This is a genomic window from Streptomonospora arabica (genome assembly GCF_039531585.1).
Lineage (GTDB): Bacteria > Actinomycetota > Actinomycetes > Streptosporangiales > Streptosporangiaceae > Streptomonospora > Streptomonospora halophila.
In genome coordinates this window covers 1-15,667 of record NZ_BAAAQI010000013.1, presented here as the reverse complement: position 1 = coordinate 15,667, position 15,667 = coordinate 1, and the positions used below count along the sequence as shown (strand labels likewise).

Genomic DNA, 15,667 nt, shown 5'->3' with positions numbered 1-15,667 from the left:
AAAGGACCCCGACCGTGGCCAACGAGAGCGACACCGAGGTCACCCGCCTGTGGGGCGGCCGCTTCGCCGGCGGCCCCTCCGAGGCGCTCGCCCGCCTCTCCCTCAGCACCCACTTCGACTGGCGCCTCGCCCGCCACGACATCGCCGGCTCGCGCGCGCACGCACGTGTGCTGCACACCGCGGGGCTGCTCACCGGCGACGAGCTGGCGGCGATGCTGGAGGGCCTGGACCGGCTGGAGGCCGACGTGGCCTCGGGCTCCTTCACCCCGGTGCTCGCCGACGAGGACGTGCACACCGCCCTGGAGCGCGGCTTCATCGAACGCGTGGGCCCCGAGCTGGGCGGGCGGCTGCGCGCCGGGCGCTCGCGCAACGACCAGATCGCCACCATGGTGCGCATGTACCTGCGCGAGCAGGCGCGCGCCGTCGCCGGTGAGCTGCTCGACCTCGCCTCGGCGCTGGCCGACCAGGCCGAGGCCAACATCGCCGTGCCCATGCCCGGCCGCACGCATCTGCAGCACGCCCAGCCGGTGCTGCTGGCCCACCACCTGCTCGCGCACGCCTGGCCGCTGCTGCGCGACGTGGAGCGCCTGCGCGACTGGGACGGCCGCGCCGCCGTCTCGGCCTACGGGTCGGGCGCGCTGGCGGGCTCGTCGCTGGGCCTGGACCCCGAGGCGGTCGCCGCCGAGCTGGGCTTCCCCGACTCGGCCGAGAACTCCATCGACGGCACCGCCGCGCGCGACGTCGTGGCGGAGTTCGCGTTCGTCGGGGCGATGACCGGCGTCGACCTGTCCCGGCTGGCCGAGGAGATCATCCTGTGGGCCACCAAGGAGTTCTCCTTCGCGGTCCTGGACGACGCGTTCTCCACCGGCTCCTCGATCATGCCGCAGAAGAAGAACCCCGACGTCGCCGAACTGGCCCGCGGCAAGTCCGGCCGCCTCATCGGCGACCTGGCCGGCCTACTGGGCACCCTCAAGGGGCTTCCGCTGGCCTACAACCGCGACCTGCAGGAGGACAAGGAGCCCGTCTTCGACACGGTCGACACCCTGACCCTGCTGCTGCCGGCGTTCACCGGCATGGTCGCCACCCTGCGGTTCAACGGAGAGCGGATGGCGGAACTGGCCCCGCAGGGGTTCTCCCTGGCCACCGACATCGCCGAGTGGCTGGTGCGCAAGCGGGTCCCCTTCCGCGAGGCGCACGAGATCGCGGGAGCCTGCGTCCGCGTGTGCGAGGAGCGGGGTATCGACCTTCCCGACCTCACCGACGCCGACCTCGCCGGCGTCTCTCCGCACCTCGACTCCGGAGTCCGCGGTGTCCTGACCGTCGCCGGGTCGCTGGAGTCGCGTTCGGCCAAGGGCGGCACCGCGCCGGCGCGCGTGGCCGAGCAGCTGGAGCGCCTCCGCTCCCGGATCGCCGGCCACCGCGCGTTCGCGGAGGCGAAGCCGGAGTAGCCGCGCTCGAACCGCGCCGGACCCCAACCGGCGGACGGGGACACGGGGACCGGAGCGGCCGTGCGGGCCGCGCCGGTCCCCGTCGCCGTCCGCGCGGCGCCTCGCACGGCGTCCGCAACCGCGGTCGCGGCCGCCCCGTCCTCCCCCCGCTGCCTGCGCCACCCCGGTTCACCCGGGACTTCGCGCAAACCCCCGGCACGGCCGAAGCCGGTGATGTAGCGTCCTGGACAGTGGGCACCACGGGTATTCGCTCCTACGCACGTTGTGACTGAGGGGCGTCATGGCAGGGGAGGCGCCGGCCCGTCGGGGGGACCGAGTCCGCGGCCGGCAATGGGAGCGCTCGCCGCGTGGATCCGAATCCGGTGCCCGCGTCCGCGTACGCGTCGTGGGGGGAACTCGATGAGCGAGCACAGCGGCTCCGATCGCGGTATCAGAGCCCAGCTCAACAGGATCGTGCTGATTCCCAGCATCACGTTCCTTGCGCTGTTCGCCGTGCTGAGCACGGCCACGCTCACCCAGGCGGTCTCGCTGCGCGTGGCCACCGGCGACGGGCGCACGGGCGTCCACCTCTACCACTCGGTCGTGGAGCTCCAGCGCGAGCGCCGGCTCGCCACCGAGTACGCCAGCGCACCCTCGCAGGACGCCGTCGAGGCGCTGCGCCGCCAGACCTCCGTCACCGACGAGGCGCTGCAGAAGGTCGAGTCCCGCGCCGGAGGGCTGCGCGGCCACTCCGAGGCCGACACCGCCCGCATCGCCGACGAGTACCTCGCCCGCATCGACGGGCGCACCGGCGTCCGCGACTCCGTGATGGCCGGCGAGACCGGCCCGGAGGCCGCCCTCACCGCCTACGACGGCATGATCGCCGAGGCCGTCCGCCTCTACGACTCCATCGCCCACAACCTCGACGACGGCCCCTCCGCCTCCGCCGGCGCCGACGCCGTGGGCCTCATCCGCGCCCAGGAGTCCTTCACCCGGGCCGACGCGCTGCTCAGCGGCGCGCTCGCCGCCGACAGCCTCCGGATCCGCCGGCAGACCGAGTTCGCCTCCCGGATCGAGGGCGCCCGCAGCCGCCTCTCCGGCCTCTCCCACGCCCTGGAGGGCGAGACCGAGCGGGCGCACGGGCGCATGGTCGCCGGCCCCGCGTGGGAGCGGATGAACGACCTGGCCGACACCGTCATCGGCTACGAGCCCGAGATCGAGGTCGACCCCGTCACCGGCTCCGGGGCCGCCGACCGGAGCGCCCCCGACGGCCTGGACGGCTGGCGCTCCACCGCCGACGAGGTCAACGCCGACCTGGTCGACCTCGCCGACGCCCAGGTCCACTCCGTCATGGCCGCCACCGACGCCGCCAGCACCTGGATGTTCAACCTCGCGCTCGGCGGCGGGATCCTCTCCCTGTTCGCCGGGACCGTCGCCTACGGCGTGGCCTCCCGCTCCGCGGCCCGGCTGACCGCGCGGCTGAGCCGCCTGCGTGCCGACACCCTCAGCCTCGCCCGCGACGAGCTGCCCCGCATCGTGCGGCGGCTCTCCGACGCCGAACCGGTCGACCTCGACACCGAGCTGCGCCGCCTCGACCACGGAACCGACGAGGTCGGCCAGGTCGCCGACGCCTTCAACACCGCCCAGCGCACCGCCGTCAGCGCGGCCGTCAAGGAGGCCGAGACCCGCGCCGGCGCAAACCGGGTGTTCCTCGCCATCGCCCACCGCAACCAGTCGCTGGTGCAGCGCCAACTCCAGCTGCTGGACCGCGTGGAGCGCGAGGAGGACGATCCCGACCTGCTCGAAGACCTCTTCCACCTGGACCATTTGGCCACCCGCGGGCGCCGCAACGCCGAGAACCTCATCATCCTCGGCGGCGGGCGCCCCGGCCGCCGCTGGCGCAACCCCATCCCGCTCGTGGACATCCTGCGCGGCGCCATCTCCGAGATCGACGAGTACACCCGGGTGAAACTGCGCGGCGTACCCGAGCTCTCCCTGTCGGGCTCGGTCGTCGCCGACGTCATCCACCTGCTGGCCGAGCTAGTCGAGAACGCCACCGCCTTCTCGCCGCCGCACACCGTGGTGCACATCCACAGCGAGGTGGTGCCCAAGGGTGTCGCCGTGGAGATCGAGGACCGCGGCCTGGGCATGAGCGCCTCCGTGCTGGAGGCGGCCAACGCCACCCTGGAGCAGGTGCCGGAGTTCGACGTCATGGCGCTGAACCAGGACTCCCGACTCGGCCTGTTCGTGGTGGCCCGGCTCGCGGCCAAGCACGACATCAGGGTGCGGCTGTGCCCCTCGCCCTACGGCGGCACGCGCGCGGTCGTCCTCGTCCCCGCCGCGCTGATCTCGCAGGCCGAGATCCCGGGGCCGGAGCGTCCCGGCGGCGCGCCCGCGCCGACCGGTCCGGTCCGCACCGACGGCGACCCGCTCACCGCGGTGCGCGCCGCCGGACGCAGCCCCGCCGACGAGCCGTCCGGCGCCCGGCAGGTGCAGCAGGGCGGGCTGCACGGGCCCGCCCAGCCCGCCCTGCCGATGCGCCGGGAGAGCTCGGCACGGCACGGACTTCCCGACAACGGCGTCTCGGCAGCGGGAGGCGGACACCCCGAGGCCGGCGAAAGCCCCGCCCAGCGGGAGCCGGCCGATCGACACGACGCACCGGGCCAGGACGGCGCCGCCGCTCCGCCGCCGGCCGAGGGCGGCGACGGCGGGCGCCCGTCCCTGCCCCGCCGCCGCCGGCAGGCCAACCTCGCGCCGCAGCTGCGCCAGGAGCCCGATCCGGGGGGCACCGACGATCCGGGCTCCGGCGCCCCCGTGCGCGCCCGCGCGCCCGAGGACGCCCGCCGGATGATGAGCGCCTTCCAGATCGGCACCCGCAGGGGGCGCGAGGAGTCCGACGACGCGGACGGGCCGGAGGGGGCCGCGGCCGGAGAACGGGCCGAACCCGCCGAGGCGGTCGACGGGCACCGCCCCGACCCGCGCGCGGCGGAGGGACCGGCAGGAGCACATCGCCCCGACGGTCCGGGCGATGACACGGGGGGAGCCCGACGGCCGCCCGCGCCGGTCGGCGCGGCAGGGGAGCGCCCCGCAGGGCGGTCGGCGGGCCTACACACGGGAGAGAGCGAATGATGATGCAGAACAACCACGCCGCAGGCGATCTGAACTGGCTGCTCGACGACCTCGTCGACCGCGTCGTCGGCGCCGAGCACGCGATCGTGCTGTCCGCCGACGGCCTGCTCATCGGGCGGTCCCGCGGACTCACCCCCGAGGACGCCGAGCACCTCTCCGCGGTCGCCTCCGCCTTCCAGAGCCTGGCCCGCGGTACCGGCCGGCAGTTCGGGGGCGGAGCCGTGCGCCAGACGGTCGTCGAGATGGAGCGCGCCTACCTGTTCGTGACCGCGGCGGGCGAGGGCGCCTGCCTGGCGGTGCTCGCCGACGAGACCGCCGACGTCGGCCTGATCGCCTACGAGATGAACATGCGCATCAAGCGGGTCGGGCAGTTCCTCAGCTCGGCACCGCGGTTCCCCGAGTCCATGGCGGCGGGGAGCTCCGGATCATGAGGGGAGCGGGCGAGCACCGCCGCGGTGGACAGCGCCCCGCGCACGTCCGCGAACCCGCGGCCGAGCGCGAGCCCCCTCCAGCCGCCCCGGCACCCCTCGGCGGCTGGGACGCCGCTCCCGGCGCCGAGGCGGTGTGGGGCGCCTCCGCCCCGGCCGGCGGCGCCCGCGACGCGGCCGAGGAGCTCCTGCGGCACCGGCGCCAGCGCGGCGGCCACGACGGGTCGCTCCCGCGCCACGGCGCCGCCGGACCGCTGGTCCGGCCCTACACCGTGACCGGCGGCCGCACCCGCCCGGCCGAGGCCGGGCTGGACATGATCAGCATCGTGGTGGCCACCCGGGAGCGGGTGGACTGGGGCCCCTTGGAGCCCGAGCACGCCGCGATCCTGCGGCTGTGCGGCCGCCCGGTGTCCGTCGCCGAGCTCTCGGCCCAACTCGACCTTCCGATGACCGTGGTAAAGGTGCTGCTGGGCGACCTGATCGCCAACGGCGACGTCCTCGCCCGCGCGCCGATGCCCGCGTCGGACCCACCCCACATGAGCGTCCTGCAGGCGGTACTCGATGGCATCCGCAGACTCTGACAACGGCACGGCCCCCGGCGCAGACCCCGGCGGCGATCCCGGCGGGCACATTCCGCTGGCCGTCAAGATCCTGGTGGCCGGCGGCTTCGGCGTCGGCAAGACGACCCTCGTCGGCTCGGTCAGCGAGATCGAGCCGCTGAGTACCGAGGAGGTGATGACCGAGGCCAGCATGGGCGTCGATGACCTCGGCGGCGTCGAGGAGAAGACCACCACCACCGTCGCCCTCGATTTCGGGCGCATCACCGTGAATCAGCAGGTCGTCCTTTACCTGTTCGGTACGCCCGGCCAGGGCCGATTCTGGTTCATGTGGGACGAGCTCGCCGAGGGAGCCCTCGGCGCGGTGGTGCTCGCCGACACCCGGCGGCTCGACACCTGCTTTCCGGCGGTGGACTTCTTCGAGCGGCGCCGGATCCCCTTCGTCGTCGCCGTCAACCTCTTCGACGGCGCCTACGACTACGGCACCCAGGAGGTCCGCGAAGCGGTCGACGTAGGCGCGGACGTCCCCATCGTGCTCAGCGACGCCCGCGACCGGGAGTCGAGCAAGGCCGTCCTCCTCGCACTCGTGGAGCACGTGATGCGCCGACGCAGCCCGGCGACGACCGGCAGACCGCTACCATAGGCCCACGTTCCTGCCCGCGATCCCCCCCGCAGTCCGAGGTCCGGCGCCGTTTCGGGCGACGAAGACCGGGCTTCGGGCGAGATCATCACTCACTAGTCGTTAGCATTCTTCGCGTGAACCCTGACAGTATGCATAACCCGGACAGACTGCCCCCTCGGGATCTTCCGCGGCGCCGCTCCGGCCGCCACCGCAACCCGCTGTCCTTCGACAGCTGGGTGGGGACCCCGACCCTCGTCCTCGCCGTCCCCGCCGCCGCCGACACCGGGGCCGAGGGATCCGACGGCGCCGGCATCGGCGAGCAGATGGCCGACCTCGTCCGCTCGTACCGGCCCGAGGTCACCATCAAGCACGGCCGCGCCGGAAGCGGCGACCTCGTCGAAGCCCTCGCCGACCTGGAGGAGCGCGACGACCACCCGCTGCGCGGTGTCGTCGTCCCCCTGGTCACCGGACCCCACCGGGCCACCGCGGAGGCCGTGGCCGCCGCCGTCGAGGAGGCCGGCGCCGACGCGCGCGTCACCGAGGCGCTGGGCCCGCACCCGATGCTCGCCGAGACGCTGCACCTGCGGCTGGCCGAGGCCGGCTTCGTGCGCGCCGACCGGATGCGCCTGATCAGCGTGGTGGCGCCCGGAACCCAGATGACCGACGGCGTCGTGGTGGGCGCGGTCGGCGGCCCCGAGGCCGTCAACGCGGCGGGGGTCACCGCGGTGCTGCTGGCGGCCCGGCTCGGCATCACCGTGCTGCCCGCCGACATCGAGGACCGGGCGAGCATGGACGACGCCTTCCACCAGCTGTCGACCGCCGGCTGCGCGCGCCCGGTGATCGCGCCCAGCGTGGTGGGCCCGGAGGTCCCCGCCGCTCGCCTGGAGCAGCTCGCACAGCACTACGGCGCCCGTGCGAGCGCTCCTCTGGGCGCGGGCAGCACCCTCGCCAAGATCGCCGCGCTGCGCTACGCCGAGGTGCTGAACACCCTGGGCGCCGAGACCCCGCCGACGGCCGAGGACATCCCCGCGCCGGTGGGCTCGCGCCACCGCCCGGAGAGCTGACCGGCGCCCCGCTGCCCTCGGTGGCGCGAGCACGCGCGCCGCCGAGGACGGCGGGGTCCGCTGTATTCCTGTCACCGAATGTGATCGTTCTGCAACACGGCGGGGCCGATCTTCGGTAGCGTCTGTGGTTCCAGGTTGGGGGGACCATGGACGAACATCGACCGACCATACGCAGGCAGCTCACCCGTATCGTGCTGATACCCGGCGTCAGTTTCCTGGTGCTGTGGGCGGCCACGGCGGCCGTCGAGACCTACCAGGCGGGCTCGCTGCTGCTGTCCGTCGCCCACGGACGCGACGGCATCGCCGCTTTCGACCGCCTCGCCGACGACCTGCGGAGCGAGCGCCGCCTCACCCAGGTCCACCTCGGCGATCCCGACGACGCGCGGGTGCGCCGCGCCCTGGAGGACCAGCGCGAGCGCACCGACGCCGCCGCCCAGCGCGCGCACGGGTTCGCCGCCGGCCTCGGCTCCGCTCCGCAGAGCGAACCGCTGCCCGGCACCCGCGCCTTCGCGCCGGACAACGCCCGCCTCGACGACGTGCGCGCCGCGGTCGACGACGGCGGAGCCGGCCGCAGCACCGCGCTGAACTCCTACAGCGACCTCGTCGACGCGACCGCCGCGGCCACCGGCGCCCTGCTGCGCCCGCTGGAGCGGGGCGCGAGCCTGCCCGAGGCCGAGCTGGCCCGACGGCTGGCCACCGCACACGAGCAGTTCGCCCGCTCCGACGCCCTGCTCGCCGGCTCGATCGCGGCCGGCGGCATGGGTTACCAGGAGACCGCGCACTTCACCTTCCTCACCGCCTCCTACCGCGACACCCTCGCCGACGCCTCCGACGACATGAGCGGCGCGACCCTGCGCCGCCACGAGTCCCTTGTGGCCTCCAACGCCTGGAGCGCCGCCGAGCGGCTCAGCCGCTCCGTGGTCACGCGTCCCCCGGTGGCCGACGGCGGCGAGGCCGCCTGGAACTCCGAGGTCGGCGTGGGCGCCCGCGAGTGGGACCGAGCGGCCGGCGCGGCCGAACCCGGACTGGGCGCGATGGCCTCCGCCCAGACCGACCGGGCCGTGGACTCCGCGTGGAACGCCGCGGTGCGCCGCCTGGCCGCGGGCGCCGCCGGCGGAGCGCTCACCCTCGCTGCCGGAGCCGCCGCCATCTACGCGGCCATCCGCTCCTCGCGCAGGCTCACCGCCCGGCTGCGCCGCCTGCGCGACGACGCCCTCGCCCTGGCCGAGACCCGCCTGCCCGCCATCACCTCCCGCGCCCGCTCCGGTCGCAGCGTCGACGTCTCCGCGGAGCTGCCGCGGCTGGACTACGGCGGCGATGAGCTCGGCCAGGTCGCCGAGGCCTTCGACACCGCCCAGCGCACGGCGGTCGGCGCCGCCGTGAAGGAGGCCGAGATCCGCCGCGGCGCCAACCGCGTCTTCCTGGGCATCGCCTACCGCAACCAGACCCTCGTCCAGCGCCAGCTGCGCATGCTGGACGAGATCGAGGCCGACGAGGAGGATCCCCGCTCCCTGCGCCGCCTGTTCGCCCTCGACCACCTCGCCACCAGGGCGCGCCGCTACGCCGACAACCTGATCATCCTCGGCGGCGCCGGCTCCGCCCGCCGCTGGCGCGAACCCCTGCCGCTGGCCGATGTGCTGCGCGGCGCCATCACCGAGACCGAGGACTACGACCGGGTCCGGCTGACCTCCGCTCCGCGCGCCCGGCTCAGCGGCGCCGCGGTCGCCGACGTGGTGCACCTGCTGGCGGAGCTGATCGAGAACGCCACCCAGTTCTCGCCCCGCAGCAGCACGGTCGACGTCAACTGCGGCCGCGTGAGCGGCGGCGTCGCCGTCGAGGTCGAGGACCGCGGCCTGGGCCTGACCGACCAGGGCTACGCCGAGGCCGCCCGCGTGCTGGGCGAGCCGCCGGAGTTCGACGTCATGGCCCTGCCCGAGGAGCCCCGCCTCGGCCTGTTCGTCGTGGCGCGGCTGGCCGCGCGCCACGGCGTGGCGGTACGGCTGCGCCCTTCGCCCTACGGCGGCACGAGTGCCACGGCGGTCATCCCCGACCACCTGCTGGAGTGGGCCCCGGCCGGGGTCGAGCCGCCGCCTGCCGCACCGGCCGACCTGGCCGAGCACCGCTCGGGCGTCGGCAACGGCCATGGAGAGCGCGATGGACGCGGGTAGACGCGCGCCCGATGCCGACCCCGGGCGCCTGGTCCGCCCCTTCGCGATCGGCATCGACGGAGCACCCGCCACCAGTGGGCTGGACCTGCTCACACGCGTCACGGCGCAGCGGCCGCCCGGCTCCGACGACCACCTGCGCCCCGAACGCGAGTCGCTGCTGCGGCTGGCCGCGTCGCCGCAGACCGTCGCCGAGCTCGCCGCCCTGGTCGGGCTGCCGCTGAGCGTGGCCAAGATGCTGATCGCCGACATGGTCGAGGCCGGCGACCTGACGTTGTGCGCCAACGCCCAGTCCGTTCCGGGCGAGGACGTCCTGCACATGCTCCTGGAGGGACTTCGCGCCCTGTGACACCGCCGTGCGGGCGCGCGCCGCCCGCCGGGGCGGCCCCCGGGCAGCGCGCGCGGCCTTGCTACGTTTCGCGGATGAGCATCGAACGCATCGGGATCATCGGTGGCGGGATCATCGGACTCGCTCTGGCCAGGTGGGTCACGCAGAACCGGCCCGGCGCCCGCGTCACCGTCCTGGAGAAGGAGGACGCGGTCGCCCGGCACCAGACCGGGCACAACAGCGGAGTCGTGCACGCCGGCCTGTACTACCGCCCGGGTTCGCTCAAGGCCCTGCTGTGCAGGCGGGGAACGTCGCTGCTGCGCGAGTACTGCGCCGAGCGCGGCCTGCCCTACGAGGAGGTCGGCAAGGTTCTGGTCGCCCACGACGACGAGGACGCGGCCCGGCTGGACGACATCGAGCGCCGCGCCGGGGCCAACGGGGTGCCGGGCGTCACCCGGCTCGGTCCTGAAGGGCTGCGCGAGATCGAGCCGCACGTCAGCGGCGTGGCCGGCCTGCACTCGCCCACCACCGCGACCACCGACTTCATCGCGGTCGCCGAGGCGCTGGCCGACGACGTGCGCAGGGCCGGCGGCCGCATCGTGCTGGGCGCCCCCGTGATCGCGCTGCGCCAGGACACCGACAAGGCGGAGGTACTCACCGGCGACCCGCGGGGCGAGCGGGTCCGGCGCTCCTTCGACCGGGTGATCATCTGCGGCGGCCTGCACAGCGACCGCCTCGCCCGCATGGCGGGCGCGCCCGCCGAACCCCGCATCGTGCCCTTCCGCGGCCAGTACCACGAACTGGCGCGCGGCAGCCGCTATCTGGTGCGGGGCCTGGTCTACCCGGTGCCCGACCCGCGCTACCCGTTCCTGGGCGTGCACCTGACGCGGCACGTCCACGGTGAGGTGATGGCCGGACCCAACGCGATCCTGGCCGCCGCACGCGAGGGCTACCGGCTGCGCGACGTGCTGCCGCGCGACCTCGCCGACATCGCGGCGGCGCCGGGGTTCTGGCGGCTGGCCCGCCGCCATTGGACCATGGGCGTGCGCGAGATGGCGGTCTCGGCCTCCTCCGCCGTGTTCGCCCGCCAGGCCCGCCGCCTCATACCGGCGATCACCGCCGCCGACCTGCGCCCGGCGCCCTCGGGGGTGCGCGCCCAGGCGCTCACCCGCCGGGGCGAGCTGCTCGACGACTTCGCGGTCGACGCCTACGGGCGGTTCTCCTGTGTGCGCAACGCGCCGTCCCCGGCGGCGACGTCGTCGCTGGCCATCGCCGAGCACCTGGGCGAGAACGTGCTCTTCGGCTGAACAGCGGCGCGGCGGCGGTGCGCGCCCGAGCGCGCACCCCCGCCGCGGAGTGGGGCGGTGAAAGCTCAGCAGGCGGAGTCGAGCAGGTCCTCCAGCGCTGCGACCTCGGCGGAGTCGGCGCTGAGGTCCCACTCGTACTTGACGTTGATCCAGCTCTTGGCGTAGTCGCAGTGCACGGCGGTGCGCTCGGGCATCCACTCCGCGGGGTCGTCGGCGCCCTTGGAGCTGTTGCTGGAGATGCTGACGGCCCACAGCTGCGGCGTGGACAGGTCGTTGGCGAAGGACTCGCGGCGCGACGTGGACCAGGTGTCGGCGCCGGAGTACCAGGCCTCGGCCAGCGCCACCATGTGGTCGACGCTGACCTCGGAGGGGTCGGAGGTGGTGAAGCCGTCGTAGGGGCTGGTCCAGCTGCCGGAGTCGGGGTAGCAGTCGGCGCCGACCTGGACGCCGGATCCGTCCCGGCGCAGCACCGTCTCGCGTGCGTTGCAGTTGCCCTCGACCGCCGACCAGTGCGGGAACAGGTCGCGGTCGTAGTCGGAGGAGGAGCCCTCCGGCTCGGTCCGCAGCTGTGCGAGCTGGTCCCGGGCCTCAGCGAGCCCGGGCGGCGGTGGGGGCGCCGCCTGGGCGGGAGCGGCCGCGGACAGGAGCAGGGCGAGGGCGGCGAGCACGGCCGCGGCCGCGGACGCGGCGGGACGCAGGGGGCCTGGCATTCGGCTCTCCAAAACCTGAGCGGGGGTTTTCGGACACCACGAGGCTGCCCCGCGGTCGGTGATCGGCGAAACACGCGGGGTGTGAACAATCCCTTACTCCGGATGACCGTAATCCGACACGGCAGGCCGGGCGGCCCTCGCGCCGGCGGCCCCTGCCCCGAAACGGCGCGGCGGTCGCCTGCTCAGCCGGGTTCGGCCGCCCCACCCGGTCCCTGCTCGGAACCTCCAGCGTGCGGCCACTCCCGCAGCGACCGCACCAGCGCCTCCACAACGACCTCGAAACTGCCGTCCACGCTCTGCGGGAGACCGAAACCTCCGCGCAGCTCCAGGTCGACGAAGCCGTGCAGCGTACCGCGGAGCCAGCGGATGACATCGATCAGCGCTTCGTCGGGCAGACCGAAACCCGCGAGAATTGAGGCCAGGACCTCGACCGAGCGGTAGAAGACGGCCGCGGCCTCCTCGTCCTCCTCGGGCCGCGGCGCCTGCTGCAGCGCCGCGTACCGCCCCGGGCTCGTGCGGGCGTAGTCGCGGTAGGCCCGGGCCACCGCCCGCAGCGCGTCGGCGCCGGAGCGGCCGATCGCGGCGTCGCCGAGCACGCGGGCGAACTCCGCGGCCGCCGCCGTCGCGACCTCGCGGCGCAGCGCCTCCAGCCCGCCGACGTGCTTGTACAGGCTGGGCACCGCGACACCGCAGCGCTTGGCCACAGCGGCAAGGGACAGCCGGTCGAACCCCTCTTCGTCGCAGACCCGCGCGGCCTCCTCGGTCACCGCCGCGGGGCTCAGCCCGGCCCTAGCCACGGGGGTGGGGGAGCCCGGGCTCGCCCCGGTCCGCGGGCGCAAAGGCGAGGACGGCGCTGGCGACGGTCTCGGCCTGCTGCGCCTGGGGATAGTGGCCGGACTCGGGGACCATCAGCACCTCCGCGCCCAGCCGCTCGCCCATCCAGGCGGCCTCGGCGGCCGGGTCGGGCCAGTCGGAGTCCAGCTCGCCCATCACCACCAGGGCGGGTGCGCACACGTCGTCGAGGCGGGCGGGCACGGGCCGGTAGGAGTTGGCGATGACGGACCGGACGGCGCGGTAGCGCTGCGGCGGCGAGAGCTGTGCGCGGATGGCGGCGAGGTGGTCCGCGTGGTCGTCGGCGGTGCGTCCGGCGAAGAGGCCGGAGAGGTACTTGTGCACGAGTCCGGGGCCCCACGGGCGAAGGAACATCGCCCGCATGGACTGCTCCTTGAGCCGGCCGGCGCCGTCGCCGCGCAGGAACGCCCCGATCAGGACCAGGCCCTGGACCAGCTCCGGGCGGGTCGCGGCGAGCCAGGCCGCGGCGGTGCCGCCCAGGGAGTTGCCGACGAGCAGAGCAGGGCCGCCGCCCAGCTCCTCCACGAGGGCGGCCGCGTCTCCGGCGATCGCCAGGGTGGAGTAGTCGGTGAACGAGATGTCGCTGTCCCCGTGGCCGCGCAGGTCCATCGCGGCCACGCGGTAGCCGGCCGCGGCCAGCTCCGGCGCGAGGTGGCGGTAGGTGCCGCGGACGTCGGCCATCCCGGGGATGCACACGACCAGCGGGCCGGTGCCGTCCGCGCCGTGGAGGTCGTAGGCGATCCGGCCCTCGGGGCGCTGCAGGTACCTCATGTCGGTCTCCCTTGTTCGGCTCGGCGATCGTGGCTAATGCCTATAGCCAATAGGCTAATGGTATTAGAGAAGCCTGTCAACGCTCCAGGTGAACCTCGTGGGGCGACATCCGCGGGCGCAGTCCGGACGCAGCGGATACGGTGGACGGAGTTCGACCGCAACCACGACGGCCCCGCGCCGCCCCGGCGCGGAGGGCCCTACGACGGAAAGACGACCGTGACCGACATCATCGACGAACTCGAATGGCGCGGACTCCTCGCGCAGACCACCGACCTTGACGAACTCCGCAAGGCACTCGCCGATGGCCCGGTCACCGTCTATTGCGGCTTCGATCCCACAGCGGGCAGTCTGCACGTCGGCCACCTCACCCAGATCCTCTCCCTGGCCCGGTTCCAGCGGGCCGGACACCGGCCGATCGCGCTCGTCGGCGGCGGCACGGGGCTGATCGGCGACCCCAAGCCCAGCGCCGAGCGCGCCCTGAACTCGGTCGAGACCGTCGAGGAGTGGGTCGGCACCCTCGGCCGCCAGCTCTCGGCGTTCCTGCGCTTCGCCCCCGAGGGCGCCGGCGCGGCCACCGACGCCCTGATGGTGGACAACGGCGAATGGCTGCGCGCCATGAGCGCCGTCGACCTGCTCCGGGACGTGGGCAAGCACTTCAGCGTCAACCAGATGCTGGCCCGCGAGACGGTGCGCAGCCGCCTCGACGGCGAGGGCATGAGCTACACCGAGTTCAGCTACGTGCTGCTGCAGTCCTACGACTACGTCGAGCTCTACCGCCGCCACGGCACCACGCTGCAGATCGGCGGCAGCGACCAGTGGGGCAACATCACCGCGGGCCTCGACCTGATCCGCCGCATGGAGGGCAACGAGCCGCACGGGCCGGCCCACGGGCTGACCACCAACCTGCTCACCAAGGCGGACGGCAGCAAGTTCGGCAAGACCGAGTCCGGGACGGTGTGGCTGGACCCCGGCCTCACCAGCCCCTACGCCTTCTACCAGTTCTGGTTCAACGCCGACGACCGCGACGTCGCGCGCTACCTGCGGGTGTTCAGCTTCCGCTCCCGCGAGGAGATCGAGGACCTGGAGCACCATACGGAGGAGCGCCCGGCCGCCCGCGCTGCGCAGCGCGCCCTGGCCGAGGAGCTGACCACCCTGGTGCACGGCGAGGAGGAGTGCCGCAAGGTGATCGATGCGAGCCGCGCGCTCTTCGGGCAGGGCGACCTCGCGGCACTTGACGCCCGGACCCTGGGTGCCGCGCTCGCCGAGGTGCCCCACACCACCGCGACCGGTCCGGTGGAGGACGGCCCCGCGGTGGTCGACCTGCTCGCCGAGACCGGCCTGGTGCCGAGCAAGTCGGGGGCCCGGCGCACGATCCAGGAGGGCGGGGCCTATCTGAACAACACCAAGGTCGCCGACGTCGACGCCCGTATCGGCCCGGACGACCTGCTGCACGGGCGCTACCTGGTGCTGCGCCGGGGCAAGCGAAGCGTCGGCGGGGTGATCCTCGACCGGGGCTGAGCGCGACCGGGGCCCGCGGCGCGATCACAGGCGCGGCGGCCGGCGGCGGGGGAGCGGGGCACCGAGGGCTCCCGCCCGCCGCCGCCGAGGTTCCGGTCCGCGGGCCAGGCGAGCGGTACCGGCGGGAACAACGGCTCGGGCGGATGTGTTTAGCCCGTGTGACCGAGGGGCAGGACCCTCGGTGGAACAGAACGACTTGACCTACCGCGCGGCGAGCGCCGACCTGCCGAAGGCCGACCCCACCGCGTGAGCGCGGGACCGGAGCCCGATCCGCCCTCCGACCGCCCCCCTGGACGGTCTGCGGAGCAGGATGATCGGCCTGATTTGACGTCTCCGCGCGCGGAGCCTATCGTATGTAGGCCGATGCGGGCCGGTGGACAGCCGTCGAAGGCGTCCGAGCCGAACCGCAGTCGAGACCCAGGAAATCAAGGCATGCGCGATCAGTGTGCCTGGTAACCTCGAATGAAGAAACCGGCCGCCGCAATCGGTGCGCCGGCGACTTCGGAGAACAAGTCGGAGCCAACGGCGGCCAATTTGGCCGTTTCGCGGCGGACTGGTAAATTCGAAGAAGTCAGAGCGAATCCGCCGAAACGAACGAATCGGTTCCCGGATTCGCCGGGAGATTCCGTCTCTTGGGAAGAGCCTGAGCGGGCCCGCAGGGGTGCGGGGCCGGGGCTTGTACCGGATGAGCGGTCGCTTCTTGAGAACTCAACAGCGCGTGTTTATTCTTTGTGCCATAGTTTGTTTTGGCCCCGAGGAGCCACCCCGCCGTCGGTGGGATGTGGTTTC

Annotated in this window: 13 protein-coding genes; 10 read left to right on the top strand and 3 right to left on the bottom strand. The window is 74.1% G+C overall.

Translation table 11 applies throughout. The features are described from left to right. Positions 1 to 14 precede the first annotated feature (14 nt). The 9 genes from argH (at position 15) to lhgO (ending at position 11,027) form a co-directional block, all read left to right on the top strand. Positions 15 to 1,448 (top strand): argininosuccinate lyase, encoded by a 1,434-nt coding sequence (gene argH, locus ABD284_RS18745; RefSeq protein ID WP_344145216.1) that lies wholly within the window; start codon positions 15 to 17, stop codon positions 1,446 to 1,448. A gap of 399 nt (positions 1,449 to 1,847) precedes the next feature. Next, positions 1,848 to 4,556: a sensor histidine kinase gene (locus tag ABD284_RS18740; RefSeq protein ID WP_344145214.1), complete on the top strand. Its 2,709-nt coding sequence runs from the start codon at positions 1,848 to 1,850 to the stop codon at positions 4,554 to 4,556. Next, a complete protein-coding gene (locus ABD284_RS18735; RefSeq protein WP_311547774.1) occupies positions 4,556 to 4,987 on the top strand; it encodes a roadblock/LC7 domain-containing protein in 432 nt (143 codons plus the stop codon). Before ABD284_RS18740 ends, ABD284_RS18735 begins: the two co-directional genes overlap by 1 nt. 185 nt (positions 4,988 to 5,172) lie before the next feature. Then, positions 5,173 to 5,565 carry a DUF742 domain-containing protein gene (locus tag ABD284_RS18730; protein ID WP_344145439.1) on the top strand — a complete coding sequence of 131 codons (393 nt, stop codon included), beginning with the start codon at positions 5,173 to 5,175 and terminating at the stop codon, positions 5,563 to 5,565. Beyond that, positions 5,546 to 6,184 (top strand): GTP-binding protein, encoded by a 639-nt coding sequence (locus ABD284_RS18725; RefSeq protein WP_344145212.1) that lies wholly within the window; start codon positions 5,546 to 5,548, stop codon positions 6,182 to 6,184. Before ABD284_RS18730 ends, ABD284_RS18725 begins: the two co-directional genes overlap by 20 nt. A gap of 128 nt (positions 6,185 to 6,312) precedes the next feature. Then, positions 6,313 to 7,227 (top strand): sirohydrochlorin chelatase, encoded by a 915-nt coding sequence (locus tag ABD284_RS18720; protein WP_344145210.1) that lies wholly within the window; start codon positions 6,313 to 6,315, stop codon positions 7,225 to 7,227. Positions 7,228 to 7,373: 146 nt separating this feature from the next. After that, positions 7,374 to 9,395, top strand: coding sequence for a sensor histidine kinase (locus ABD284_RS18715; protein WP_344145208.1), 2,022 nt, complete (start codon positions 7,374 to 7,376; stop codon positions 9,393 to 9,395). Then, positions 9,382 to 9,741: a DUF742 domain-containing protein gene (locus ABD284_RS18710; RefSeq protein ID WP_344145206.1), complete on the top strand. Its 360-nt coding sequence runs from the start codon at positions 9,382 to 9,384 to the stop codon at positions 9,739 to 9,741. The genes ABD284_RS18715 and ABD284_RS18710 overlap by 14 nt, the downstream gene beginning before the upstream one ends. A gap of 74 nt (positions 9,742 to 9,815) precedes the next feature. Next, positions 9,816 to 11,027: an L-2-hydroxyglutarate oxidase gene (lhgO, locus tag ABD284_RS18705; RefSeq protein ID WP_344145204.1), complete on the top strand. Its 1,212-nt coding sequence runs from the start codon at positions 9,816 to 9,818 to the stop codon at positions 11,025 to 11,027. Between the two features lie 65 nt (positions 11,028 to 11,092). Here lhgO and ABD284_RS18700 read toward each other — a convergent pair whose 3' ends face one another. The 3 genes from ABD284_RS18700 to ABD284_RS18690 form a co-directional block, all read right to left on the bottom strand. Then, entirely contained in the window at positions 11,093 to 11,737 is a 645-nt protein-coding gene (locus tag ABD284_RS18700) for a GmrSD restriction endonuclease domain-containing protein (protein ID WP_344145202.1), read from the bottom strand. 182 nt (positions 11,738 to 11,919) lie between these two features. Continuing rightward, on the bottom strand, positions 11,920 to 12,504 hold the full coding sequence (locus ABD284_RS18695) for a TetR/AcrR family transcriptional regulator (protein WP_386699413.1): 585 nt from the start codon (positions 12,502 to 12,504) through the stop codon (positions 11,920 to 11,922). A gap of 22 nt (positions 12,505 to 12,526) precedes the next feature. After that, positions 12,527 to 13,360 (bottom strand): alpha/beta fold hydrolase, encoded by an 834-nt coding sequence (locus ABD284_RS18690; protein ID WP_344145198.1) that lies wholly within the window; start codon positions 13,358 to 13,360, stop codon positions 12,527 to 12,529. Positions 13,361 to 13,576: 216 nt separating this feature from the next. Here ABD284_RS18690 and tyrS point away from each other — a divergent pair, with 216 nt between their 5' ends. Next, complete coding sequence (tyrS, locus tag ABD284_RS18685; RefSeq protein ID WP_344145196.1) at positions 13,577 to 14,878, top strand: tyrosine--tRNA ligase; 1,302 nt, start codon at positions 13,577 to 13,579, stop codon at positions 14,876 to 14,878. Positions 14,879 to 15,667: the final 789 nt, after the last annotated feature.

Excerpts from the sequence above, each read along its gene's own strand:
- ABD284_RS18740 (WP_344145214.1), top strand. The coding sequence starts at position 1,848 with ATGAGCGAGCACAGCGGCTCCGATCGCGGTATCAGAGCCCAGCTCAAC.
- ABD284_RS18735 (WP_311547774.1), top strand. The coding sequence starts at position 4,556 with ATGATGCAGAACAACCACGCCGCAGGCGATCTGAACTGGCTGCTCGAC.
- ABD284_RS18725 (WP_344145212.1), top strand. The coding sequence starts at position 5,546 with ATGGCATCCGCAGACTCTGACAACGGCACGGCCCCCGGCGCAGACCCC.
- ABD284_RS18720 (WP_344145210.1), top strand. The coding sequence starts at position 6,313 with ATGCATAACCCGGACAGACTGCCCCCTCGGGATCTTCCGCGGCGCCGC.
- ABD284_RS18715 (WP_344145208.1), top strand. The coding sequence starts at position 7,374 with ATGGACGAACATCGACCGACCATACGCAGGCAGCTCACCCGTATCGTG.
- ABD284_RS18710 (WP_344145206.1), top strand. The coding sequence starts at position 9,382 with ATGGACGCGGGTAGACGCGCGCCCGATGCCGACCCCGGGCGCCTGGTC.
- lhgO (WP_344145204.1), top strand. The coding sequence starts at position 9,816 with ATGAGCATCGAACGCATCGGGATCATCGGTGGCGGGATCATCGGACTC.
- ABD284_RS18700 (WP_344145202.1), bottom strand. The coding sequence starts at position 11,737 with ATGCCAGGCCCCCTGCGTCCCGCCGCGTCCGCGGCCGCGGCCGTGCTC.
- ABD284_RS18690 (WP_344145198.1), bottom strand. The coding sequence starts at position 13,360 with ATGAGGTACCTGCAGCGCCCCGAGGGCCGGATCGCCTACGACCTCCAC.